Source organism: Oceanihabitans sediminis (genome assembly GCF_003337215.1).
Taxonomy (GTDB): domain Bacteria; phylum Bacteroidota; class Bacteroidia; order Flavobacteriales; family Flavobacteriaceae; genus Oceanihabitans; species Oceanihabitans sediminis.
In genome coordinates this window covers 445,318-469,117 of the sequence record NZ_QPIG01000001.1, presented here as the reverse complement: position 1 = coordinate 469,117, position 23,800 = coordinate 445,318, and the positions used below count along the sequence as shown (strand labels likewise).

At 33.8% G+C, this 23,800-nt stretch carries 21 protein-coding genes; 4 read left to right on the top strand and 17 right to left on the bottom strand.

The genetic code is table 11. The annotated features are described in order from the left end of the window. Positions 1-30 precede the first annotated feature (30 nt). Positions 31-2,343 carry a M28 family peptidase gene (locus tag DU428_RS02055; protein WP_113965691.1) on the bottom strand — a complete coding sequence of 771 codons (2,313 nt, stop codon included), beginning with the start codon at positions 2,341-2,343 and terminating at the stop codon, positions 31-33. Between the two features lie 111 nt (positions 2,344-2,454). On the opposite strand from DU428_RS02055, the gene DU428_RS02050 reads away from it, so the two are divergent. After that, positions 2,455-2,919 (top strand): CBS domain-containing protein, encoded by a 465-nt coding sequence (locus tag DU428_RS02050; RefSeq protein ID WP_072348888.1) that lies wholly within the window; start codon positions 2,455-2,457, stop codon positions 2,917-2,919. A 192-nt stretch (positions 2,920-3,111) separates the two neighbouring features. Here the strand turns inward: DU428_RS02050 and DU428_RS02045 are convergent, their stop codons facing one another. Genes DU428_RS02045 through DU428_RS02035 form a run of 3 tightly spaced genes read right to left on the bottom strand, consistent with a single transcriptional unit; the run spans position 3,112 to position 5,109 of the window. Then, the gene (locus DU428_RS02045; RefSeq protein WP_072348115.1) at positions 3,112-4,227 is read right to left on the bottom strand and encodes a DUF2891 domain-containing protein; all 1,116 of its coding nucleotides are present in this window, start codon (positions 4,225-4,227) and stop codon (positions 3,112-3,114) included. Positions 4,228-4,229: 2 nt separating this feature from the next. Then, positions 4,230-4,577: a hypothetical protein gene (locus DU428_RS02040; RefSeq protein WP_072348117.1), complete on the bottom strand. Its 348-nt coding sequence runs from the start codon at positions 4,575-4,577 to the stop codon at positions 4,230-4,232. Continuing rightward, on the bottom strand, positions 4,546-5,109 hold the full coding sequence (locus DU428_RS02035; RefSeq protein ID WP_113965690.1) for a GNAT family N-acetyltransferase: 564 nt from the start codon (positions 5,107-5,109) through the stop codon (positions 4,546-4,548). Before DU428_RS02035 ends, DU428_RS02040 begins: the two co-directional genes overlap by 32 nt. Before the next feature lie 151 nt (positions 5,110-5,260). On the opposite strand from DU428_RS02035, the gene DU428_RS02030 reads away from it, so the two are divergent. Then, entirely contained in the window at positions 5,261-5,593 is a 333-nt protein-coding gene (locus DU428_RS02030) for a single-stranded DNA-binding protein (protein WP_113965689.1), read from the top strand. 224 nt (positions 5,594-5,817) lie between these two features. On the opposite strand, the gene DU428_RS02025 is transcribed toward DU428_RS02030, so the two are convergent. From DU428_RS02025 to metG, 8 genes are all read right to left on the bottom strand, one after another. Further along, positions 5,818-6,729: a DMT family transporter gene (locus DU428_RS02025; protein ID WP_072348123.1), complete on the bottom strand. Its 912-nt coding sequence runs from the start codon at positions 6,727-6,729 to the stop codon at positions 5,818-5,820. A 104-nt stretch (positions 6,730-6,833) separates the two neighbouring features. Beyond that, positions 6,834-8,951: a Tex family protein gene (locus DU428_RS02020; protein ID WP_113965688.1), complete on the bottom strand. Its 2,118-nt coding sequence runs from the start codon at positions 8,949-8,951 to the stop codon at positions 6,834-6,836. Between the two features lie 129 nt (positions 8,952-9,080). Continuing rightward, positions 9,081-10,988: a S9 family peptidase gene (locus DU428_RS02015; protein WP_072348127.1), complete on the bottom strand. Its 1,908-nt coding sequence runs from the start codon at positions 10,986-10,988 to the stop codon at positions 9,081-9,083. A gap of 204 nt (positions 10,989-11,192) precedes the next feature. Then, positions 11,193-11,978: a copper resistance protein NlpE N-terminal domain-containing protein gene (locus DU428_RS02010; protein WP_072348890.1), complete on the bottom strand. Its 786-nt coding sequence runs from the start codon at positions 11,976-11,978 to the stop codon at positions 11,193-11,195. Positions 11,979-11,988: 10 nt separating this feature from the next. Continuing rightward, entirely contained in the window at positions 11,989-12,693 is a 705-nt protein-coding gene (locus tag DU428_RS02005; RefSeq protein ID WP_113965687.1) for an OmpA family protein, read from the bottom strand. Positions 12,694-12,697: 4 nt separating this feature from the next. After that, the gene (locus tag DU428_RS02000; protein WP_072348892.1) at positions 12,698-13,168 is read right to left on the bottom strand and encodes a lipocalin family protein; all 471 of its coding nucleotides are present in this window, start codon (positions 13,166-13,168) and stop codon (positions 12,698-12,700) included. A gap of 285 nt (positions 13,169-13,453) precedes the next feature. Next, positions 13,454-14,086 carry a class I SAM-dependent methyltransferase gene (locus DU428_RS01995; RefSeq protein WP_113965686.1) on the bottom strand — a complete coding sequence of 211 codons (633 nt, stop codon included), beginning with the start codon at positions 14,084-14,086 and terminating at the stop codon, positions 13,454-13,456. A 1-nt stretch (position 14,087) separates the two neighbouring features. Further along, positions 14,088-16,154 carry a methionine--tRNA ligase gene (metG, locus tag DU428_RS01990; RefSeq protein ID WP_113965685.1) on the bottom strand — a complete coding sequence of 689 codons (2,067 nt, stop codon included), beginning with the start codon at positions 16,152-16,154 and terminating at the stop codon, positions 14,088-14,090. Positions 16,155-16,360: 206 nt separating this feature from the next. Here metG and DU428_RS01985 point away from each other — a divergent pair, with 206 nt between their 5' ends. Continuing rightward, positions 16,361-17,377, top strand: a complete 1,017-nt coding sequence (locus DU428_RS01985; RefSeq protein ID WP_113965684.1) for a S66 peptidase family protein — start codon at positions 16,361-16,363, stop codon at positions 17,375-17,377. Here the strand turns inward: DU428_RS01985 and DU428_RS01980 are convergent. Together DU428_RS01980 and DU428_RS01975 are read right to left on the bottom strand one after the other, a co-directional pair. Continuing rightward, a complete protein-coding gene (locus DU428_RS01980) occupies positions 17,369-17,722 on the bottom strand; it encodes a hypothetical protein (protein ID WP_072348135.1) in 354 nt (117 codons plus the stop codon). The genes DU428_RS01985 and DU428_RS01980 overlap by 9 nt on opposite strands. Then, on the bottom strand, positions 17,719-18,021 hold the full coding sequence (locus DU428_RS01975; RefSeq protein ID WP_083584962.1) for a hypothetical protein: 303 nt from the start codon (positions 18,019-18,021) through the stop codon (positions 17,719-17,721). The genes DU428_RS01980 and DU428_RS01975 overlap by 4 nt, the downstream gene beginning before the upstream one ends. Before the next feature lie 196 nt (positions 18,022-18,217). On the opposite strand from DU428_RS01975, the gene DU428_RS01970 reads away from it, so the two are divergent. Continuing rightward, positions 18,218-18,577: a YraN family protein gene (locus DU428_RS01970; protein WP_072348139.1), complete on the top strand. Its 360-nt coding sequence runs from the start codon at positions 18,218-18,220 to the stop codon at positions 18,575-18,577. A 37-nt stretch (positions 18,578-18,614) separates the two neighbouring features. Here DU428_RS01970 and DU428_RS01965 read toward each other — a convergent pair whose 3' ends face one another. The 3 genes from DU428_RS01965 to mfd form a co-directional block, all read right to left on the bottom strand. Continuing rightward, a complete protein-coding gene (locus DU428_RS01965) occupies positions 18,615-18,839 on the bottom strand; it encodes a hypothetical protein (RefSeq protein WP_072348141.1) in 225 nt (74 codons plus the stop codon). Positions 18,840-18,902: 63 nt separating this feature from the next. Next, entirely contained in the window at positions 18,903-20,267 is a 1,365-nt protein-coding gene (locus DU428_RS01960; RefSeq protein WP_113965683.1) for a TlpA family protein disulfide reductase, read from the bottom strand. Between the two features lie 30 nt (positions 20,268-20,297). Next, positions 20,298-23,639 (bottom strand): transcription-repair coupling factor, encoded by a 3,342-nt coding sequence (mfd, locus tag DU428_RS01955; RefSeq protein ID WP_113965682.1) that lies wholly within the window; start codon positions 23,637-23,639, stop codon positions 20,298-20,300. Positions 23,640-23,800 lie beyond the last annotated feature (161 nt).

Genomic DNA, 23,800 nt, shown 5'->3' with positions numbered 1-23,800 from the left:
AAATTCACTAGTTAATATCTTAAAAAGATGCTAATTGTTTGACTTATATGAATCTAAGACAATGGACTTCTTTATTACTATAGCATCATTTAAAACGAAAGGTTTTGGTATCATGTTTTCTGCTCTATCAGGAACATTAAAAGCTTCGTTTTTTAATAAATCATAGCTTGCTTCATAGAATTGTAAATCTAATTTTTGTGAAGCTGGGAAACTTAGTATAATGTCTAATGATTCCTTGTCTGTAGCATAATAACTAAATAAACGAGTGCTTAGTTTATTAGTAGAAAAATCTCCAACGGAATCATTTTTCTCAACGCCATTTACTTTGATAGAGTGAAATTGCATTTTACCGTATGAAAACACTTCAAAACGATTTGCTTCTCGCTGCGATGTTATACAAATAGCGACTTTTCTTTTTCCGTTAATAATGGTATCGTGTGAAATTTCTACTTTCGGCTCTGCAATATCTTTCAAAGGTGCTTTTTTAGTATACGTAAAGTTGGACTTGTATTTACTTCCTATGGTGTGTTTTGCGAGTGCACCCGCTTGATCTGGATCATCGCTTAGAAATTCTTTATTCCAATCATCTAAGATTTCATCATAAGTTGCCCATACAGCGGTGTTTTCATCTGCGTCTAAAACATATAAAAGACTATTAGGCTTCGGGGTATCTTTTGTGTACTTGGTATTAGAATGTGCAGAAATAAGACTTCCAATTCCTAGGATTAAGAATAAATACGACCATCGTTTTTTATGGTTTATAAATCCGAAGACAGGAGTAAGTAGTCCGAAGAGGAGTACCACAATAATAGCAGAAACAAATAAGATTTTTAAACCTAAACCAACTGGAAACATTTTTATAAATGGAGACATTATAAAGAGCAGTGGAACTGCTAATAAAGCAAGTAAGATGAGGTTTGGTTTTTCTTGTCTGATGAGTAAAAACAGGCTTAATAATCCAAAATATACTGGGATAATAAAAAAACTCGCCCCTTGCAATTGGAAAGCTACAAGAGCACAAATAATTATCCAGAAAAATAAAGGAGCTATTAATAAATTAGCTGTCTTAATAGAGCTTTTAAATAAGTGGTAACTATAAAAGCAAATAGCTAAAGCCAAACAAACAAATGCAATAATGTAGGTGTGACCGTTATACGTAAACCCGTGTAGCATTTCTTGGTATTGTGGGTATGATTTTTTTAAAATTTCCCAACCAAAATAACCAACAAGACCACTTGCGATGAGGCTTATAAGAAAAGGAGCAAAGCCTTTTAGAATTTCTTTTCCTTGTAAAGTTTTTCTTTTAAAACCATAAATCAATAAACCAATAAAAGCCATTACTGCTATAAGCAGCATTGGTGATATCCATGAAAAAGGATAGATTACGGTTTTAAATATTGGAACAGTAAAATAAATATAATCTTCGGTGTTTTTAAGGTTGTTCAGGTTTGCGTTGCTAAAGTGATGTAGCAATGGCATTAAATAGGAACCTTGATGCTCTAGAGTGTTTCGGTCTAAGCGTTCGTATGTATCTAGTGCCGTATGGTAATCGAAATGATCATCAATAAACGCGAAATTGAATCCGTCAATATTCCCATCTTCTCTAAAACGAGTTAAATCTGTATCGTTTGGAAGCATTTTATAAATACTATAAGCAAGGGAGTTTGCAACTGGGTATTCTGGATTTGCTTTTACAAATTCCTTCATTAAATTGGCATTTCCTTGATTGGTTTCAATAAGCATGTAGCTTGGTCCGCCACTCCCGCGAGCTTCAAAATTTAATACTAAACCAACATCTTTTGCCCAAGGGTGCTTATTAACAAAAACATCAGCACCATTTAATCCTAGCTCTTCGGCATCGGTTATTAAGATGATGATATCATTTTTTGGGGTTTTGTTTTCGCTTAAAAAAGCACGAATTCCTTCAAGAATTGTTACTACCCCAGAACCAGCATCACTAGCCCCAAATGAGGAGTGTGGCTGACTATCATAATGTGTTAATAAAAGTAGTGCCTTGCTAGTATCGCTTCCTTTTATTCTAGCTAAAATATTTTTCGGTTTGGAAACATTTCCCCATTTGCTAAATGAAAATTCTTCTTGAATTTGGGTTTCTAAGCCTAGTTTTTCTAGTTCGCTTACTATATAGTTTCTAACTTGATTATGAGCTTCGTTACCAAGAAAATGAGGTTCCTTAGTTATTTCTTTTAGTTGTACTAATGCTCTATGTGTTGAAAAGCTATTTTCAGGAGCATCAATAGTTGAAATTTTATTCGGTAATAATGCATCGAAACTCCAATACACAGCCAAACAAAGAATAAGAATAGCAAGCGTTTTTTTGAACATAATTATAGGGAATTGTTAGAGCTTAAAATTAAGAAATATAAATTTAGCACAATCATCTTGTGTAACTCGATGATAATAAGTATATTAAATAGAATTAAATACAAAAATAAAATGGGAATAAAGAGTTTTCAAGGTGCTAGAAAGCATCAAAATGAAGTAGAAGAGAAAGCATTAAGAGTAAGTGATTTTATGACTAGAAATCTAATCACTTTTAAACCAGAACAGTTAATTGAATCTGTAATTGAAACACTTGTTGAAAACAATATTTCAGGTGGTCCAGTTGTAAATGAGAACAATGAATTGGTTGGAATTATTAGTGAAGGAGATTGCCTAAAACAGATTAGCGATAGTAAATATTATAATATGCCAATGGCTCAAGATAATGTTGAAAAACGAATGATTAAAGATGTTGAAACCATAGATGGTAATATGAATATTTTTGACGCAGCCAATAAGTTTTTAGAGTCAAAACGTAGACGTTTTCCTATAATTGAAGAAGGAAAACTGATTGGGCAAATTAGTCAGAAAGATATACTTAAAGCGGCGCTTCAGTTTAAAGGTCAGAATTGGAGGTAAATATTTACTGTGCTTCAACTAGAAGATTTAAAATCTTATTTTAGCTTTTAAATCTTCAGGGGTATCTGTGATTCGTATTTTGGTTTTTTCTTTGACAAATAAAGATACGATACGCTAATAGCGGTAACCGACTACGGATGTTTCTCTCTTTATCCTCTTACTATTTGTTTACTAATTAAAAATATGGATGTATTAATGGTTGGTTTTTAAGGCATATAATGCAAATGAAGCAAGCCAATGCGAACCTGCGTATTCGCCAGAATCTATTTTATCATAACTCGCATTAAAATGGGTGTTGGCAAGATGTATCATTTTTTGATTATCTAAAATTTCTCCCATTTCATATAAGCACCAAGCTCTACTGAAATTCAATCCGTCTAAGTGTGCCATTTTTCCATCCGATTTATCTACTACTTCTACTGTTTGCATAAATGGAGAAGGGTTTTCTCTAAATTCTGGTAAGAACTTATCTAGCCATTTTATGTATTCTTTTTTCGGAAGCACCTTAGCCATTAAAGAAGCTTCTTTTAGGCAAGGGGATAGAAAATCAAATCCACCAGGTTCCCAAGTTAGCGGACAATCTTCATCTTCAAAATAAAATTCCTTCGCCTTGGTTTTAATAACTTTTGCTAGTTCCGGGTTGTATTTAGCGGCATAATCTAAAGCAAAACTCATCCCGAATGCTGTGTTAGGGTGTTCGCCCACTCGAATAGGATAGTTTAGTTTATTAAAAAACTCGATGCACTTATCTTCTATAAGATTGGTTAATGGTTCTAGGTTTTTAGCAAATTCTTTTCCTTCAGGAGTATGCCACTCTTTTAAGCTTTCAGAAAGTTTTAATAACCAAGCCCAACCATAGGTTCGCTGAAAGGTTTTGTTGTGCTCGTCATCAAAATAAGCAACTTCTTTTAAAATGTTTTCTTTGGTAAGGGTTGCTTTTAGTTTCTTTAAAATAGCATCTCTTTCTTGAAATTCTGGATAGGACTTTAGGATGTTTACTAGTGTCCAATGTCCGTGAACCGAACTATGCCAATCAAAACAGCCATAAAAAGCGGGGTGAAGCTCTTTTGGGGTTTTTAAGTAAGAGGCATCCCCAAGTACTTGTCCTAGTTTGTTTGGATATTCTTGATCCATGCAATTAAATGCAAAATGATATAAATAGTTTGCTTTCTTTTTATCTAACAAAATTGCTTGCGCGTCGCTATCTGTTATGGCTTTTTCGGAAGTATTTGTTTCGCTTACATTTTTCTCTGTTTTCGTATTGCAACTGAAGCAGATGAATGCTAAAATTAGATATAAGTTTTTCATTGTTATTCGCGTTTTACAAGTGCATAATAATCACCTTCTAAAGGTAAATAACCTTGATCATAAACAAAATAATAAACAGTACCAGCTTTGGTAGTGTAAATACTTGTGATATAATTAAAGTCAAAGCCTTTTTCAATAAGCTTGGCTCTAGAGGTTTTCGATTTTTTATTAGGGTTAAGAGCTTCTAAAATTCTATAATTTTTACGTAGCCTATTATTCGTATTCCGAATTAGGTTTTTGCTGTCTTTGTTAATTCTATTGTTATAACTATTTCTACAGCCATCACTACAGAATTTCTTGTCTATCCTGCCAACAATCTTATCTCCGCATTCCGGACATTTTTTTTGCATAATCTTTATTATTTAGTGTATACCAATGTAGCATTACGTCTTTGTAAGCAAATGTTTCTGAATACTGTAACCCAATTTTTTTCAATATTTTATTTGAAGCTATATTTTCGGTTTCTGCAGTTCCAACAATAGTTTCAAGCTTTAATTCATTAAATGCAAAAGCTAGTGCTGCTTCAGCAGATTCTCTAGCGTATCCTTTTCTCCAGAAATTTTCTATAAGTCTATAGCCTATATCATAAAAATCTTTTTTGTCACCTATGCTTTCTTTTTCTCCTGTATTAAATTTGATTCCAGACCAGCCTACAAAAGTTCCTGTAGCCTTTTCAATAATAGCAAACCTTCCAATTCCGCGTTCTATATATTGAGATTTGATACTCTTAATATAGCTTGCTGCTTGTTCTTTTGTTGTAATTGGTTTGTTTCCTAAATATTTGTGCACTTTCGGGTTAGAATCTAATTCATACATGCCTTCTAAGTCACCATCCCTTATTTCTCTTAATACTAGCCTTTCTGTTTCTATATGAAATTTCATATAACAATATACAAATTATTCGTTTACAAATGACTACAAACATTTACAATCGACATTAAGCGAGTAAATACCGAGTAATTTTAGCATGCTGTTTCATATTTGCAGTGTTGAATGGAACAAATGAAATTCAATATAATTAAAACCTTATCTTATGAATACGTTAAGAAACAAAGTACAGTTAATTGGTAATCTTGGTAACGATCCAGAAATCATCCAATTAGAATCGGGAAAAAAGCTAGCAAAATTTTCTATAGCTACTAATGAGAATTATAGAAATGCGAAAGGCGAAAAAGTTACAAACACGCAATGGCATAATGTTGTTGCATGGGGGAAAACAGCAGATATTGTTGAAAAGTATGTAGCTAAAGGCAAAGAAGTTGCAGTAGAAGGGAGGTTAACTACACGCTCTTGGGATGATAAAGATGGTGTAAAACGTTATACAACGGAAGTTGTTTGTAATGAACTACTCTTACTAGGGAAATAGAAAAACATATAAATTTCTAATTAAAAGCGACTTAGGTCGCTTTTTTTATTTGCTTTTAAAATAGAAACTCTCTCAACTTAATGAATGTCATTTAATAATTTAAAACATTTTTTTTGCCAAAAACAGAAGCATCTCTTGTAAGGCTTCAGAAAAATTATTCTAAAGCTGTAGTTGGTATCTATAGTAGCGAAATTAGAGCTATTCTTGAAAAAAATCTTTAATGTTTAGGCTCCTTTTAAAGTTGGTTTTTTAAGGGAGCTTTTTCTATTACGAAAAGCAGAAAATATTGGTTTCTCGTAGAAGGTAATTCGTATTCCAAAAAGTAAAACGAATCCGCCAAAAACCATTTGTAACGAAATAGCTTCGTCTATGAATAACCAAGCTAGAACGGATGCCAAAATACCCTGACCTAATAAACTTACCGAAACTCTAGTAGCGCGCATATGTTGTGTAGCAAAGCTAATTAATAACCAGGCTGCCAACTGGCAAACTGCAGCTTGAATAAATAGTACGAACCAAGCAGTATTAGAGAAACCAGAAAACGGTTCGTTTAAAGCATAGCTTACGCCACCTAAATAAATAGAGGAGGAGAATAAAGTAATGGTCATAAAACTAATTACATTCATTGTTTTTAAAACCTCTTTACTTATTAGCATATAAAACGAATATAAAACACCAGAAAGTATTCCGAAACTAAAGCCTAAATCAAAATCCAGATTTTTAAATACTGTAAAACCTACTAGCAAAATCATTCCTACTATGGCAATCATGGTGCCAATCCAAAAGTTTATTTTTGGTTTGTCTTTTAAAAAGAATAAAGCTAAAACACCTACCCATACAGGAGATAAATTTGTTAATAGTGAAGCTTGTGTTGCAGTAGATTCTTGAATGGCAATATTCCAAACAGCTACATCACTACCAAAAACAACCCCACATAAAACCGCTAAAAGTCCAGCTTTTAAACTTGGGAGCTTAAATTGTTTTGAAATCAAAACATAAGGCAACAATAACAATAAAGAAAACAGCATCCTGTAAAATGCCGAAATAACTCCAGGAGTTAGGTTTAACTTCACCAAGATTGGGAATATGGAAATACAAAAGATTCCAATTACTAGAGCGATTCTTGCCTTTTTCATCCGAATAAAATTAGCTTCTTAAAATTTGAAGCGGTAAATGTACAAACTCTTTATGGATTAGAAACTAATTAATTAGCTATTAAAATCATAAAATTTACTAAAGCTTATTTATGAAGTTTTAGTTGAATTCTTTTTCTAGCAACATCTACTTCTAACACTTTCACAATTACTTGTTGGTGCAGGTGAACGTGTTCGTTGACATCGCTCACAAAACTATCGGAAAGATTAGAAACATGAATCAAACCACTTTCTTTAATTCCCACATCAACAAAGGCTCCAAAATTGGTAATATTGTTTACAATTCCAGGTAGTAATTGTCCTTCCTGTAAATCGTTTATAGTTTTAATATTCTGATTAAAAGTAAAAACCTTGGCCTGCTCTCTAATATCTAAACCGGGTTTTTCTAGCTCTTTAATAATATCTTGAAGGGTTGGTAAACCTACAGAATCTGTGCAATATTGTTTTAAATCTATTTTCTGAAGTAAGGCCGAATTACCAATCAACTCAGTAATAGGTTTCCCTAAATCCTTAGCCATTTTTTCTACAATGGCATAACTTTCTGGATGTACCGCCGAATCATCTAAGGGATTTTTAGCATCCTTAATCCTTAAAAAAGCGGCTCCTTGTTCAAAGGCCTTGTCTCCTAAACGTGGGACTTTCTTTATGGCATTCCTTGATGTAAAAACACCGTGTTCCGTTCTATAGTTGAAAATATTTTCAGCTAATTTCGGACCAATTCCAGACACATAACTCAATAAGGGAACACTGGCTGTGTTGATGTTTACACCAACGGCATTGACACAGCTTTCCACCACCGTATCTAATTCGTTTTTAAGTTTACTTTGGTCCACATCGTGTTGATACTGTCCCACACCAATAGACTTGGCATCAATCTTTACCAATTCAGCTAAAGGATCTTGCAATCGTCTTCCAATGGAAACCGAACCACGTACAGTAACATCATAATTTGGAAACTCCTCTCTAGCAATTTTAGATGCCGAATAAATACTGGCTCCGGCTTCACTAACTACAAACACTTGGATGTCGTTTTTAAAACCAATTTTTCTAATAAGAGCTTCGGTTTCTCTAGAAGCGGTTCCATTTCCAATGGCAATGGCTTCAATTTGATACGCTTCAGAAAGCGAACTTATTTTCTTCATCGCACCAATAGCATCGTTTTTTGGTGGGTGCGGATAAATGGTTTCGTTGTGTTTTAAATTCCCTTGGGCATCTAAACAAACCACTTTACAACCGGTTCTAAATCCAGGGTCGATGGCCAACACACGCTTTTCACCTAAAGGCGATCCTAATAACAATTGTTTTAAATTTTTCGCAAAAACATAAATAGCAGCTGCATCGGCTTTTTCCTTCGCATTTTGTAGCGCTTCATTTGATAATGATGGTAGTAGCAATCGCTTGTACGCATCTTGAATGGCTAGTTTTATTTCTTTACTACAAGCATTGTTAGAGCGAAGAATGCGATCTTCAATTTTAGCCAAGGCCTTTTCATCATCAATAGAAATTTTCGATCTAATAAAACCTTCTTTTTCAGCTCTTAAAATGGCTAATAATCTATGGGAAGGGATGCGTCCAAGAGATTCTTCCCATTCAAAATAGTCTCTAAATTTTTGCGCTTCTTCGCTGTCCTTTTTAGACTTTACCACTTTCGTGGAAATCATAGCAAAACGTTCTAACTGACGTCGAATATTGTTTCTAACATCGGTGCGTTCATTAACCCATTCAGAAATGATATGTCTAGCACCCTCTAAAGCATCTTCCACGGAAGTAACAACTCCTTTTATGTACTTATAGGCTATGGATTCTACATCTGAAGCATTTTGACTCATGATGATTTTAGCCAAAGGTTCTAAACCGTTTTTTCTAGCCGTTTCTGCTTTGGTTTTTCTGCTTTTTTTGAAGGGTAAATACAAATCCTCAAGGGTGGTTAAGTCTTGCGTAGCTTCAATTTTCTTCTTTAATTCATCAGTTAAAACTTCCTGTTCTTCTAAAGCTTTAAGAATGCTGATCTTGCGTTTTTCTAAAGCTTCAAATTGTTCTTTGTACTTAACAATTTCTCCAATTTGAACTTCGTCTAGGTTTCCTGTACGCTCTTTTCGGTAACGTGAAATAAAAGGAACGGTACAAGCTTCGTTTAATAATTCTATAGTATTTTTTACGGAAACATCCGGAAGTTGGGTTTGAGAAAGGATATAGGAAATCATCGACATGATTAATAGGTTCTAAAAGTTGAGCTACAAATATAGAAAGATAATCGAGCTATTAAATGGGATATTTTAAGTGAATAACATAAAAAAGAAACCCCTTCTCAATGAAAAGGGGTTTAGTGTTCTTTATAAAGTTTCTTTCAACCATTTAAAGAATTCTGTTTGCCAAACAATGGCGTTTTGCGGCTGAAGAATCCAGTGGTTTTCATCTGGGAAATAAAGTAATTTACTTTTAATATCTAATAGTTGTGCTGCTTGAAAAGCACTTAAACCTTGCTCAATTGGCACTCGGTAATCTTTTCCTCCTTGTATGATTAAAATAGGTGTATCCCATTTAGAAACCATATTTATCGGGTTGAATTCGTTATAAGCTTTTTGTGCAACGGTGTTATTAGTATCCCAATAGTTTCCTCCCCAATCGTTATTTACAAAGAATAATTCTTCGGTGGTTCCATACATGGTTCTCGTATCAAAAACCCCATCGTGAGAGATGAAAGTTTTAAAACGTTTTTCATGAATACCAGCTAAATAGAACACCGAATAACCACCAAAACTAGCACCAATAGCACCAAGTCTGTCGTTATCTACATAAGGTTCTTTAGCTAGTTCATCAATAGCACTTAGGTAATCGTCCATAACTTGTCCGCCCCAATCTTTGCTAATTTCTGCATTCCATTCCACACCGTGACCAGGCATTCCTCTTCGGTTTGGTGCAACGATGATATAATCTTGAGAAGCCATTAACGAGAAGTTCCAACGGAAAGAATAGAACTGCGATAGTGGCGATTGTGGTCCTCCTTGTGCATATAATAAGGTTGGATATTTTTTAGAAGCGTCAAAGTTTGGAGGTAAAATAACCCAAACTAACATTTGCTTATTGTCTGTAGTTGTTACATAGCGTTTTTCGATTTTTGGCATATCGATTTGGCTATAGAATTCTGTATTAACTTGGGTGATTTGTTGGAAGTCTTTTTTCTTTAAATCAAAACTATAAACTTCGTTCGCATGATTCATATCTGAGCGAGTAACCAATAGTTTTTTGTCTAATTCTGCAACAATGCTAGTAACATCAAAAGGTCCTTCAGACAGTTGCTTTACTATAGGAGCAATACGCTTTCTACCAGGATAATTCACTTCAAACAACTGAATGGTTCCATCTACAGGAGCAGTAAAGTAAATACCTTTTCCGTCCTTTTTCCATGTAAAACTTCTTACGGTACCATCCCATTGTGCTGTAAGATTTTGCTCAACACCGTTTTCTAAAACTACAATATCGTTTTTATCACTTTCGTTACCATCAGTTTTCATTTGGGTCCAAGCTAAAGCGCCTTGGCTAGAAAATGCCGGATTCATATCATAACCCTTATTGTTTTCGGTAATGTTAGTCGTGGTTTTTGTAGCTAAATCGTATTTGTAAATATCGGTGTTGGTGCTTGTAGCGTAAGCCTTTCCTTTTAGTTTTTTACTCACGTAGTAAATGCTTTTGCTGTCTGGCGACCAGATATAGTCTTCATCACCTCCAAAAGGACGTTGCGGACTGTAATACGGCTCGTTAGGCATAACATCTATAGCTTCAGAGTCGTCAGCGTTTACCTCTTTGTAAAATACGTGGCTATACCTTCCGTCGTTCCAAACATCCCAATGTCTGTTGTCTAAATCGGTAAAGATATAAGCATCTGACTTTTCTAAAGATTTATAAACATCTTTACTGTGAATGGCTTCAATAGCAACCGCTTTATCAAATAATTTATATTTTCCGTCAGGTGAAATGTTTTTATCTGCAACTTCAATAGCTTCTTTTGCTATTTCTTGAGCTTTACCACCCGTAACCGCTATTTTGTAATATTTAGAGTCAAATCCGTTTTCTTCCATATTAGGAGTGCTTACACGGTAGTACATTTGCTCTCCTTGACTATCTAGACCAATCACGCTAATGCGTTTAACTTGCCAAAGAAGTTCTGGAGTCATTTTTTGTTGCCCTTGGGCTACTAGGACGCTTAAGAAAAGTCCTAAAAATAATGCAATTTTTTTCATGGATTTTAATTTAAATGAAAGCTTGTTTTATAGTTTTCTGATTACAGAAAATCATTAACTCACAAATATAATCATATAAATTATTTTAGTCTTGAGAAGCTTTAAAAAAAGGGATTTCTTAACGTTTTGGAATTGGGAAAGGTTAATGAAATAAAAAACCCAAGCGCTAACTTGGGTTTAATTGGTGTTTTGTTTGAAAGAAACTTATTCAACTGCTTCAAAAGTAGCTAATGGAGCCATTTTAGCTTTGTTAAGTGTCATGGTATTTCCGTGTAACGAAAAATTATCTGCTGTGTTAAGCATTTCCATGAACTCTTTTTCAAGATCCATGTTTGCCTCTTCACAAGACTTTAAAGTTGTAGCAACTTCTGAAAGTTTTAATTGGCTTCCGTGTGCTACTTCAAAAGATCCATTAAAATTGTTACATCCAGAAAAACCAAAAACTTTATTTTCATCTGTAGCAAATGAGATAAAAACTTCAGAGTCTGAGATGTCTTTTCCCATCAGTTTTACTAAGCGCCATTTGGTGTCTGTAAACTCATAAGTACTATGGTCTTGTTTTTTTAGAACATAATGTTCTGCTAACTCACCTGTGTTCTTTTCTCCATTTTTGTCTAATAGGGTTAAGGTGTTTTCTCCTACAAAGTACATGGTTCCTTCTTCGTCTGATAATTGTATTTTACTACCATTATCCATCCATTTAAATTTCCCTTCACTGTCAAACTGTACGCCTTTTTCTCCTAAATAAACTGCTTTTGCACTATATGTTAAGTCGCTATTTAAGGTGATAGTGCTTTCAATACCTTCACAGTCGGCACACGGAAGTGTTCCTGTGTAAGTACCGTCCCAGTCTAGAGAGTTTTGGCTGTTATGCATATCTGCAACTTCTTCTTGTTGTGTTGCATCTGTTTCTGATTGTTTTTTGTTAGAGTTGCAACTCGTAATGAATAACATTGCGATTGCAGAAAGTCCTAATATTTTAATCTTCATATATTTTATTTTAGTGGTTTGATTCTTTTTTTGCGTCTTCAATCATTTTCTCATTTGGTAGAATAGCGATATTCACACGTCTGTTTTTTGCGCGTCCTTCCGCAGTAGTATTGTCATACTTTGGTTGTGATTCTCCAAACCAATTCGTGGTAAATCTTCCGCTATTTAAACCCGCTGAAATTAAGTAGTTAGTTACTGCATAGGCTCTGTTTTTAGAAAGCGTCATATTATAGGCTTCTGGTCCAGAGCTGTCTGTATGACCAACAACCAAAATGTTTGTGTCAGGATACTCTTTAAATACGTTTACTAATTTGTTTAGGGTTTGTTGTGAAGCAGCATTGATGTTATATTTTTCTGTGTCAAAATATACACCACTATTCTCATCGAAAGTAACAACAATTCCGTTGTCTACTCTTTCTACTTCCGCACCAGGAATTTCCTCTTCAATTTTTTGTGCTTGTTTGTCCATTTTGTTTCCAATCAGAACACCGGCACCACCACCAACAACACCACCAATAACAGCACCTAATTCGCCATTACCACCTTTACCAACATTGTTACCAATAATAGCACCTAATACAGCACCACCAGCAGCACCAATTACAGCACCTTTTTGTTTGTTGTTTGCGTTATCTACAGCTTTACAATTAGCAAAACTAACAAGAACGATTCCTGCTAAAGTAAAAATTTTTAATTTATTAATAAATGTATTCATGATTTTAAAGTTTTGTAAAGTTCATAATTATTGAAAAAGGTTTATTGTCTACCATAACTGTTTGTTGCCATTGCATGTTTGTGTCTGACAAAGCATTCAGTTTTAATCTAAACCCTTGGTTGGTTTCTGAGTTTCCTTTTTTATCTGTTGGTTTTAAAAGGAAGTTATAAAGACCTGTTGTTGCATCTATCTCTTGAATAGTAAATACAAAATAACGATCTCCTTCTGTACAACCTGCTTTAGAAACAGTGTATAAACCGGTATTGTTATTTGGAATAAATTGCCAGTTAGATCCTTCGAAGCAGGATTTAGAAACATCATTAAAGAGTGTTACGTTGTATGTCCCTGTTTCACTGTAGCTAATAGAATTTAGGGTCCAATCGCCTTTAATGACTTTTTTGGAATCCCGAATTGTTTTAGAACTTCCGCAGGACAGCATGAAGATGCTAAAAACAATAAGAATTACATTTCTCATAAGTTTATTAATTTTAAAATTGTTTAAAAATTGGTCTGATTTTAATGCTTCTATCAAGCAGCAAGTATATGCAATAGTATAGCATAGCTTGTTAATGCTTCTATCAAGCAGCAAGTATATGCAATAGTATAGCATAGCTTGTTGCTTGCGCATCTATATTAATCTACGAAAAAAAGTCGAGATTGGATGTTAAAATTATTATAAGAAAATTAATACAACTTTATGTTGGGGTATAAAGTGATTTAGAGTGCTGTATTAAGGTAAAACTTCAAAAGCGTCTTTTTTCTATATTTTTTGAAAGAGAGAATATACGTATGGGCGTTCTCCTCCAAAAGGATTTATAAAGGTGTAGTTGAAGGTGTTTACAAGTTTAAATCCTTCTCCTAATTTTTCTTGAAGCATCTCTACATTGTACCTTTTAAGGTCTAAACCACAACATTTTTCTGCTCCATCTAAAGCAAAAACAGCAATAAGTACAAAAGCCTTTTTAGCCAGGATGTTGTTTATAAGATTAAAATAAGCCCTTTGTTCTTCTTCCTTTAAAAAGAAATGAAGAACTGCCCTGTCAATCCATAAATCTATGTTTTGAAGATTTTGTAAGTCGGAAGGATTTGTTATATCGTCTGCAATAGTTTTTAAATCGTAGTTATGCGATTCTTTTATGCGAGATTGCAGTTTTTGTAAAGCAACTTCGCTTAAATCGTTTGCAATAAGCTTTGTATAACCAGCATCTAAAAGGGATTCTATTAGATTGGTGGTTCCTGCGCCTAGATTTAAAATAGTAGCGTCTTTTTTAAGTTGGCAAGCTTCAACAAGTTGCATCGTTTGGGTTGGCTTTTCTTCAAACCAACCCAATTGATTGTCTTCTTTGTTATATGCTTTGTCCCAATGGGATTTTAAATATTCCGAATTTGCCATCTTAACTTATTTGTAAACCATTGCTAGCAATTGCATCATCCGGATTAACAAAAACTAGTTTGCCATCTGGAGTTTCTGTCATTAAAATCATTCCTTGACTTTCTACACCACGTAAAGCTCTTGGTGCTAGATTTACTAAAACTGTAACTTTTTTACCAACAACTTCTTCTGCTGTAAAGCTTTCTGCAATTCCAGAAACAATGGTTCTTACATCTAATCCTGTATCTACTTTTAATACTAGAAGCTTTTTAGCTTTTGGCATTTTTTCAGCTTCTAAAATAGTTCCAACACGAAGGTCTAGTTTTGTAAAGTCTTCAAAAGTAATAGTGTCTTTTTGTGGCTCTACTGTTGCATTTGCTATTTCGTTTGCTTTTTTACTTGCTTCCAATTTATCTAATTGTTTTTGGATGGTTTCGTCTTCAATTTTAGAGAATAGTAATTCTGCTTTTCCTATTTGGTGTCCCGCTGGAACTAAAACATCGTTTGTGGCGATATCATTCCATAGGTTTTCTTTTTCACTATTAGAGAGTGAAAGAATTCCTTTTAATTTATTAGATGTAAACGGAAGGAATGGTTCGCTTAATGTTGCTAAAGCCGAAGCTATTTGTAAGGCTACATACATGATGGTTTTTGTACGTGCTTCGTCTTCTTTGATAACCTTCCAAGGTTCTTCGTCTGCTAAATACTTGTTTCCAAGTCTAGCAAGATTCATTAATTCTTGACTAGCTTCTCTAAATCTATATCTTTCAATAGAACTAGAAATTACATTTGGATATGCTTTTAGGGTAGCAAGTGTTTCTTTATCAACTTCAGATAATTCTGCTGGTTCCGGAACAATTCCGTCGTAATATTTATTGGTTAGTACAACCACACGATTGATGAAGTTTCCGAAGATTGCCACCAATTCGTTGTTGTTTCTTGCTTGAAAATCTTTCCAAGTAAAATCGTTGTCCTTTGTTTCTGGCGCGTTAGCAGTTAGTGCATAACGTAAAACATCTTGCTGGTTTGGGAAATCTTCTAAATATTCTGGTAACCAAACCGCCCAGTTTTTGGAAGTAGAAAGTTTGTTTCCTTCTAAATTTAAAAACTCGTTTGCAGGAACGTTGTCTGGTAAAATATAAGATCCTTCTGCTTTTAACATAGCAGGGAAAATGATACAGTGGAATACAATATTATCTTTTCCAATAAAGTGAACTAATTTGGTGTCTTCATTTTTCCAGTAAGGCTCCCAGTCTTTTCCTTCGCGTTCTGCCCATTCTTTGGTAGCAGAAATATATCCTATTGGAGCATCAAACCATACATAAAGTACTTTTCCTTCAGCGCCTTCTACAGGAACCGGAATTCCCCAATCTAAATCTCTTGTTACAGCTCTAGGACGTAAACCATCATCTATCCATGATTTTACTTGTCCGTATACATTTGGTTTCCAGTCTTTTTTATGTCCTTTTAAAATCCATTCTTTTAAAAAGTCTTCGTGTTTATTTAAAGGTAAAAACCAGTGTTTTGTTTCTTTTAATGTTGGAATGTTTCCGGTAATTGCCGATTTAGGGTTGATTAAATCTGTGGCATTATGGCTAGTTCCACAAGCTTCACATTGGTCTCCGTAACTTTCTTCATTTCCACATTTAGGGCAAGTTCCAACAACAAATCTATCTGCTAAAAATTGCTTAGCTTCTTCGTCATATAACTGTTCTGTGGTTTCTTCTATAAACTCGTTTTTATTATATAAAGTAGTAAAAAACTCGGAAGCAGTTTCGTGATGAATCTTTGCAGAAGTACGAGAATAATTATCGAAAGTAATCCCGAAATCTTCAAAAGATTTTTTAATTATAGCATGATATTTATCTACAATATCTTGTGGCGTAACCCCTTCTTTTTTTGCTTTAATAGTGATAGGAACTCCGTGTTCATCACTTCCACAAATAAAAGCAACATCGTTTCCTGTTAGCCTTTTGTAACGTGCATAAATATCTGCTGGAACATAAACACCTGCTAGGTGACCAATATGAATTGGGCCATTTGTGTAAGGAAGTGCTGCTGTAATTGTATATCTTTTATGTGGATTCATTTATGTAAATTTTTAATAGTTTTCTTTGCAAGAAGTAATACGATTTAGTAATGTATAAATGCTAACACTAAATAATTAAAAGCTTCGTTTATTTTGCAATGACTAACTGTTATTGAAGCTACAAAAGTACGCATTTTAACAAGGATTTAGAAAGGAGTAATTATAAATTTTAGATATAGTTTTATAAAAAAATGTACATTTACATTATGACTAGAAAACAAACCTTTTTGCATGTGTTTTGTGTGATTTTTTTCTACGGATTACTATCCGTTTCCGCACAAGATAAAAGCATTAAAAAACATACTACTTTGATTCAACCAGATTATTTAAAAGCAGGGGATACTGTTGCTATTGTTGCTCCTTCAGGAATATTAAAAGGCAGAACAGGCGAAATTGATCAAGCAAAAAGATTGCTTAAAAGTTGGGGGCTACATGTAGTTGTGGGTAAGCATGTGTTTAAGCAAAACAATCATTTTGCTGGAACCGATGAAGAGCGCTGTGAAGATTTTCAAAATGCATTAGATGATTCTACAATAAGTGCTATTTGGTGCGCAAGAGGAGGTTACGGAACGGTAAGAATTTTAGATAAATTAGATTATACGAAGTTTAGAGAAAAACCAAAATGGATTATTGGTTATAGTGATATTACTGCCTTACATAACCAAGTTCACAACGAAGGATTTGAGTCTTTACATGCCTTAATGTGTGTAAGCTTAACAAAGGATTTAAAAGGCTTGGGAGAAACCGTTGCTACTTTTAAAGATGCCATTTTTGGGAAACCAATTTCTTATACGCTAGCTGGCTCCAAATATAATAGAGCTGGAAAAGTTATTGCGCCTGTAGTTGGTGGGAATCTAACCTTATTGCATACCATGCTGGGTTCAGAAACAAGCATAGATACTTCTGGAAAGATTTTATTTATTGAAGAAATAGGAGAGTACAAATATCATATAGATAGAATGTTGCAGAGCTTAAAGCGAGCAGGTTATTTTAATAATTGTGCAGGTGTGATGGTTGGCGATATGAGTAAAATGCGAAGAAACACTACGGTTTGGGGGTCTTCTACAGAGCAACTTATTCTGGATGTTTTAGCGGAATATGATTTTCCAATTGTTTTTAATGTTCCTTCAGGGCATGAAGAAGATAATAGAGCTTTAATTTTAGGAAGAAATGTAGAAATGAATGTAGCTAAAGAACAAGCTACCTTACGCTTTTTAGAATAGTTTCTTCTGAAACCTATAGAATAGAAGTCCGCCTAAAAAGTACAAGCCAATATCTAAAATATCCCTTGTATATCTGCTGTTTACTTTTGGCATAAGCCATTCAAAATAAACAGCGAAATAACTTGTTAGTGCTAAAACCACAAATAGAGGTACGTATAAAGTTTCGGTTTTTTTAAAGATTCTTAACACAGCTAAGCATAGACTTAAAACTATAGGCATGCATAAAAAGTCATTCACATAAAAGTTAATCCAATTAGGAATAGGAACTTCTAATCTTTGAAGTATATATATGATTGTTGCTATTAAAACACTAAGGTAGAAAATGGGGTGTTTTAAAATTCTCATGCTACAACTGCCGAAATTAACCAAGCAACAAACATCCCAATTGCCATAAATGCCATCCAAATGGAATGGATGATTTTAACAAAAGCACGTACTAGAAAAAACCGATGATTTTTATATTTTTCGTACAAAGAAGGAGAGTTTTCTTTATTTATACGCTCTCTTTCCTTGCGTTCCTTTTCTTCTTTAGCAAAGGCTAATTCACGTTTTTTTTGGTAAGACAAAAGGGTATTGCAATTGGTACAATAATCTTTATCTGTGTTGTAAATACCACAATTCGGACACTTAATATGGCTTGCCATTTTGCTAATTTTAAACTAACTGCAAAGATAGGACTTCTTATAGGATTTATAAAGTTATACAAGGATTGTTGCTTGTGGCTTGCAGCTGATAGGAACTTAGGCTAAATGCTGCTAATTTATTATCTTGTTGTTATATATGGTTTCGCTTTCGCGGAAGAAACAAGAAGCAGTTTAAAAGGGTTTATAGAAAGTTGATATGGCACAACATAATGAACTTGGTAAAATAGGGGAAGACCTTGCAGTAGATTATTTATTGCAAAAAGGCTACTATATTTTAGAGCGTAATTATAGATTTCAAAAAGCAGAAGTAGATATTATAGCAAAGTTAAATGACGTGTTGGCTATTGTAGAAGTGAAAACTCGATCTACTATCGATTTTGGAAATCCGCAGGACTTTGTAAAGCCAAAACAAATTCAACGTTTAGTAAAAGCTGTAGATGAATATGTAATAGCAAACGAATTAGATGTTGAGGTTCGATTTGATATTATTGCCGTTGTTAAAACCGGAAAAACTTATGAAATAGAGCATTTAGAAAATGCCTTTTATCATTTTTAAGTTTCGAATGAATTTAACGAAAATTATAAAGTGAAAATCACTCTATAATTTCATAGTCTATGCTTAGTTTTCGCAAAGACCTTAACACCGAACCAGAATTTTTATCCGCTACTTCAATATCTACGGCATCTCCTTCTAAAAGAATATCAGTAAGTTCTTGGGCTAAAGAAGCACTCATGCTAGTTGCTACCTCTTCTATACATTTAGCAATTGCTCTTCTATCGGGTCTTATAGCATCGCAAGACAATAAGTTTAATTTCATAAGAATGAATTATATATGCAATATACTATAATTAAAAGAAGTCTTTTACTAAACAAAGGCGTATTAATGCTCGCTTTCGGCTTTCTTCTTTTCTAAAATAATAGGATGTTTTTTATAAAAAACTTCAATTGCAGGGAAATCATAAGGTTTTGCAATTACTTTTTTATCGGCATCTAGAATAAAATAGGTCGGAGTAGCAGTTACACCATAAGCATCACCAATTGGGTTCTCCCATTTTCCTTTTCCAAACACATGAATAAATTCTGGGAAGTCGTAAGTTCTGTCTTTCCATCTGTAAATATCATCTTCTAATGCAACTGCAATTACTTTTACTTTTTTGCTTTCTAAAGCTTCTATATACCTATGTACTTTAGGTAATTCGTTTAAGCAATGTGAACAAGTGCTGCTCCAAAAAACAATTATGTACTGTGCAGCCTCGTCGTATTTGTAAAGATCTGTTTTTACAAATTGCTCTCCTTTTTTAATTTCTATTGGGAAATTTGGAGCAAGAGCGCCAATAGATGTGTTTTTATAAACAGTAAGTCTTTCAATTAGTTCTTCATCCTTTTTTTCTTTCGCTATTGCTAGCAAATATTGCTCTGAAATATAGTTAGCAACTTCCTCGTTATTACTGTCTGCAAACTGATTAAAAAGCACTTCGGTAATAATTTCTTTTATAACAGGATTTTCTCCAATAGCTTCTATGACAATGTCAATGTTGTTTTTGAAAGCTTCATTTTTATTGTTATTATCGGTAAATGTAAATACAAAATTTAAAGCTGTTTCTATTAAGAAACTAGAGCTTTGTAGGGTTTTATTTCCGAAGTCTATATTAGTAAAATAATTTGCTTTTAAGTTTTTAGAAAAAGTCTGTGCATCTTCCTTTTTTGCTGGAATATATGGCTTACTTGCTTTAACGAAATTGGCTGCTAGAAGTCCTTGGGAAGCTGTTTCAAATTCTTTTTGTGTTTCTTTTAAAACATCAAAAACCTTATGAAATTCTTCTTCGCTTTGTGAAGCGCTTGAAAAATATGCATGTATGTTTTTGCTAATTAACTGCAGACTTTTGTTGTAAGCGTCAAGTAGCGTGTTTTCTTTAGAAGCTATATATTTTACTCCTTCTTCTAGGTTGAAGGTAAGTTCGATATCTTCTTTAGCATTATAGATGACATCAAAATTATATTCGTCTTGCGGTACGGCATAAACAATTCGGTACATTCCAGGAGCTACAGTTTCATCTAGAGGAAACTCAAAATTTCCGTTTTCATCTATTCCTGTATTAGCTACATACATAGATGTTGTTGGTGTAACTTTATAAAGAATGGCGAACTTAAACTCTTCTGCAGGGCTGAATGTTCCTTTTATTGTGTGTTGTGCCAAAAGAATACTAGGCAAAAAAGCTAATAAAAAAAATAATTTCTTAGTCATTATAATTGGTTTTCTTAACTAGTTCAAACGTTATGCCAAAAAAGGCTTTAAGGCGTTTAATGCCTTTTCTACCGAATTAATCTTATCAAAAGCAAGCAATAATCTTAAGCCGGTCCTAGTGTCTTTTTGTTTCATATTACATGCTCTCGGGTTTTGCTGCACATATTGTAATACTTTAGTGAAACCTGGGCTCTGATAAAATGCACTTTGTTGGTCGCTAATAAAATATCCAACCAATTTGCCTTTTTTCATGATTACCTTTTCTAAACCTATTTTGGATGCAATCCATTTGATTCTAACAGAATTTAGTAAGTCTACTACCTGTGTTGGAAGTTCTCCAAATCTATCTATAAGTTGCTCTTCAAAAGTAAGGAGCTCTTCTTCGGTTTTAAGATCGTTTAATTGGGTGTATAGGTTTAATCTTTCTGCGATATTATTAACGTAATCGTCTGGAAACAGTAGTGAGAAGTCACTATCAATAGTAATATCTTTTACGAATTCTTTTTCTTTTCCGTCGTCTGGATATAAATCTTTAAACTCGTTTTCTTTTAATTCTTCAATAGCTTCATTTAGAATTTTCTGATAAGTATCGAAACCTATATCACTAATAAATCCGCTTTGTTCACCACCTAAAAGATCTCCGGCTCCACGAATTTCTAAATCTTTCATAGCGATATTGAATCCGCTACCAAGTTCTGAAAACTGTTCTAAAGCAGTCATACGTTTTCTAGCGTCTTCGGTCATAGCAGAGTATTCTGGAGTAATAAAATAACAGAATGCTTTCTTATTACTTCTTCCAACACGACCACGCATTTGGTGTAAGTCGCTTAGTCCGAAATTATTGGCGTTATTAATAAAAATGGTGTTTGCGTTTGGTACATCTAAACCACTTTCTACAATGGTGGTACTAATTAAAACATCAAAGTCACCATTTATAAAGGAAAGCATGAGTTGCTCTAATTTCTTTCCTTCCATTTGTCCGTGACCAATACCAATTTTTGCATCTGGTACTAGGCGCTGAATCATTCCGGCAACTTCTTTAATATTTTCAATTCTGTTGTGGATAAAGAATATTTGTCCACCACGCTGAATTTCATAACTAATAGCATCACGAATGGCTTCTTCGCTAAAGCGAATCACATGACTTTCTATAGGATAACGATTTGGTGGAGGAGTGGTTATAACCGATAAATCTCTTGCTGCCATCAAGCTAAACTGAAGCGTTCTAGGAATTGGCGTTGCTGTAAGGGTTAAAACATCTACGTTTTCCTTAAGTGTTTTAAGTTTTTCTTTTACTGCAACTCCAAATTTCTGTTCTTCGTCTACAATCAGTAAGCCAAGGTCTTTAAATTTTACGTTTTTATTTACTAGTTGGTGTGTGCCAATAATAATATCTACATGTCCTTTTTCTAGCTTTTCTAGAGTCTCGCGTTTTTCTTTAGCTGTTCTAAAACGGTTTAGATAATCTACTGTTATTGGAAAATCTTTTAAACGCTCTTTAAAAGTTCTAGAGTGTTGATATGCCAAAATAGTTGTAGGTACTAGAACAGCAACTTGTTTTCCGTTATCTACAGCTTTAAAAGCAGCACGAATTGCAACTTCTGTTTTACCAAAACCAACATCACCACAAACCAATCTATCCATTGGTCTTTCACTTTCCATATCTGCTTTAATATCTGCAGTTGCAGAGCTTTGGTCTGGTGTGTCTTCATAAAGGAAAGACGCTTCTAACTCATGCTGTAAATAAGAATCAGGATTGTATTGATAGCCTTTTTCTAGTTTACGTTTTGCATATACTTGAATTAAGTTAAAGGCAATTTCTTTAACTCTAGATTTTGTTTTTTGCTTTAATGTTCTCCAAGCTTTGCTTCCAAGTTTATAAACCTTTGGTGCTTTTCCATCTTTTCCATTAAACTTGGTGATTTTATGAAGCGAGTGAATACTTAGATAAAGGATGTCGCGTTCTCCATAAATTAATTTGATTGCTTCTTGCTTTTTCCCTTCTACATTTATTTTCTGAAGTCCGCCAAACCTACCAATTCCATGGTCAATATGTGTAACATAATCCCCAATATCTAAATTAGTAAGCTCCTTCAAGGTTAGGGATTGCTTTTTTGCATAACCATTTTTAAGGTGAAATTTATGGTATCGTTCAAAGATTTGATGGTCGGTATAACAAACTATTTTGCTGTCGTTATCTACAAAACCTTGAAATAAAGAAAGTACAATGGTTTTATAATGTACATCCTGTTCTACATCGTCAAAAATATCATGAAAACGTTTTGCTTGTTGTTCGCTTACACAGGCGATATAATTAGTATAACCTTTGTTGTGATTGCTGTTTAGGTTATCTATAAGTAAGTTGAAATTTTTGTTGAAAGCCGGTTGTGGTGTTGTGTTGAATGGAATAACATTCTCGCTAGTTTTAAAAACCGATTGCGAACCAAATTCTACTACAGTAAAGTCTAGTAGTTGCTTTTTTAAAGTAGTAGAGTTACAGAATAACTCGTCAGGCTCCGCATGTTTTAATTCGGAGTTAAGACTTTTGAAGGCGTCTTCAGCTTTTTCAAAAAACTCGTCAATTCTTGAAAGCATTAAATCGGTGTTTTTAGAAAAGACTACCGTTTTTGCAGCCAAATAATCTAAGAAACTCTGTCTACTTTCTTCAATAAGTTTATTAGCAACATTTGGAATGATGCTTATTTTTTTAATCTGTTCGGTTGAGAGTTGTGTTTCCACATCAAAAGTTCGGATGCTATCCACTTCATCTCCAAAAAACTCTATTCGGTATGGCTCGTCGTGTGAAAAAGAAAACACATCTACAATTCCACCTCTAACCGAAAACTCCCCAGGTTCTGTAACAAAATCAACACGTTTAAACTTGTATTCGAATAAAACTTCGTTTACAAATTCAATGGATAAGTTATCATTTACTGAAACTTTTAAAGTATTTTTTTCTAATTCTTTACGGGTAACAACCTTTTCAAAAAGCGCATCCGGATAAGTAACAATTATTGCTGGTTTTCGGCGTGAGTTTATTCGGTTTAAAACTTCCGCTCTAAGCAATACGTTAGCATTGTCTGTTTCTTCAATTTGATAGGGTCTCCTGTAGCTTCCAGGGTAAAAAAGAACATCTTTATCATTAAGAAGTTGCTCTAAATCGTTTAGGTAAAAGGCAGCTTCTTCCTTGTCATTAAAAATGAGCAGGAATGGTCTTTCTGCTTGTTTAAAACATTCAGAAATAATGAAGGATACAGAAGAACCAACTAGGCCTTTTATATGTATTTTATTTTCGGGTTGGGCAATAGCAGTTTGCAGTTTTTGCGTTTGCAATAACTGTGCGTAATTTTGCGAGAGAAGTGTTTTACTCACCTAATTTAATTTTGTGCAAAGATAAAACATACAATGTTTTATGCCATTAATAGAGTGGTGTTTTTTTTAGTGATAGTTTCCTTCTAAGAGGATTGTTTTTGCATTAAAAAAAGCTAATAATAATGTTTTAAAAAGTGTTTTGTTTAATTATCTTTGTTGGG

What these genes read in the sequence shown, in the direction of transcription:
- DU428_RS02055 (WP_113965691.1), bottom strand. Translation starts at nt 2,343, where the DNA reads ATGTTCAAAAAAACGCTTGCTATTCTTATTCTTTGTTTGGCTGTGTAT.
- DU428_RS02050 (WP_072348888.1), top strand. Translation starts at nt 2,455, where the DNA reads ATGGGAATAAAGAGTTTTCAAGGTGCTAGAAAGCATCAAAATGAAGTA.
- DU428_RS02045 (WP_072348115.1), bottom strand. Translation starts at nt 4,227, where the DNA reads ATGAAAAACTTATATCTAATTTTAGCATTCATCTGCTTCAGTTGCAAT.
- DU428_RS02040 (WP_072348117.1), bottom strand. Translation starts at nt 4,577, where the DNA reads ATGCAAAAAAAATGTCCGGAATGCGGAGATAAGATTGTTGGCAGGATA.
- DU428_RS02035 (WP_113965690.1), bottom strand. Translation starts at nt 5,109, where the DNA reads ATGAAATTTCATATAGAAACAGAAAGGCTAGTATTAAGAGAAATAAGG.
- DU428_RS02030 (WP_113965689.1), top strand. Translation starts at nt 5,261, where the DNA reads ATGAATACGTTAAGAAACAAAGTACAGTTAATTGGTAATCTTGGTAAC.
- DU428_RS02025 (WP_072348123.1), bottom strand. Translation starts at nt 6,729, where the DNA reads ATGAAAAAGGCAAGAATCGCTCTAGTAATTGGAATCTTTTGTATTTCC.
- DU428_RS02020 (WP_113965688.1), bottom strand. Translation starts at nt 8,951, where the DNA reads ATGATTTCCTATATCCTTTCTCAAACCCAACTTCCGGATGTTTCCGTA.
- DU428_RS02015 (WP_072348127.1), bottom strand. Translation starts at nt 10,988, where the DNA reads ATGAAAAAAATTGCATTATTTTTAGGACTTTTCTTAAGCGTCCTAGTA.
- DU428_RS02010 (WP_072348890.1), bottom strand. Translation starts at nt 11,978, where the DNA reads ATGAAGATTAAAATATTAGGACTTTCTGCAATCGCAATGTTATTCATT.
- DU428_RS02005 (WP_113965687.1), bottom strand. Translation starts at nt 12,693, where the DNA reads ATGAATACATTTATTAATAAATTAAAAATTTTTACTTTAGCAGGAATC.
- DU428_RS02000 (WP_072348892.1), bottom strand. Translation starts at nt 13,168, where the DNA reads ATGAGAAATGTAATTCTTATTGTTTTTAGCATCTTCATGCTGTCCTGC.
- DU428_RS01995 (WP_113965686.1), bottom strand. Translation starts at nt 14,086, where the DNA reads ATGGCAAATTCGGAATATTTAAAATCCCATTGGGACAAAGCATATAAC.
- metG (WP_113965685.1), bottom strand. Translation starts at nt 16,154, where the DNA reads ATGAATCCACATAAAAGATATACAATTACAGCAGCACTTCCTTACACA.
- DU428_RS01985 (WP_113965684.1), top strand. Translation starts at nt 16,361, where the DNA reads ATGACTAGAAAACAAACCTTTTTGCATGTGTTTTGTGTGATTTTTTTC.
- DU428_RS01980 (WP_072348135.1), bottom strand. Translation starts at nt 17,722, where the DNA reads ATGAGAATTTTAAAACACCCCATTTTCTACCTTAGTGTTTTAATAGCA.
- DU428_RS01975 (WP_083584962.1), bottom strand. Translation starts at nt 18,021, where the DNA reads ATGGCAAGCCATATTAAGTGTCCGAATTGTGGTATTTACAACACAGAT.
- DU428_RS01970 (WP_072348139.1), top strand. Translation starts at nt 18,218, where the DNA reads ATGGCACAACATAATGAACTTGGTAAAATAGGGGAAGACCTTGCAGTA.
- DU428_RS01965 (WP_072348141.1), bottom strand. Translation starts at nt 18,839, where the DNA reads ATGAAATTAAACTTATTGTCTTGCGATGCTATAAGACCCGATAGAAGA.
- DU428_RS01960 (WP_113965683.1), bottom strand. Translation starts at nt 20,267, where the DNA reads ATGACTAAGAAATTATTTTTTTTATTAGCTTTTTTGCCTAGTATTCTT.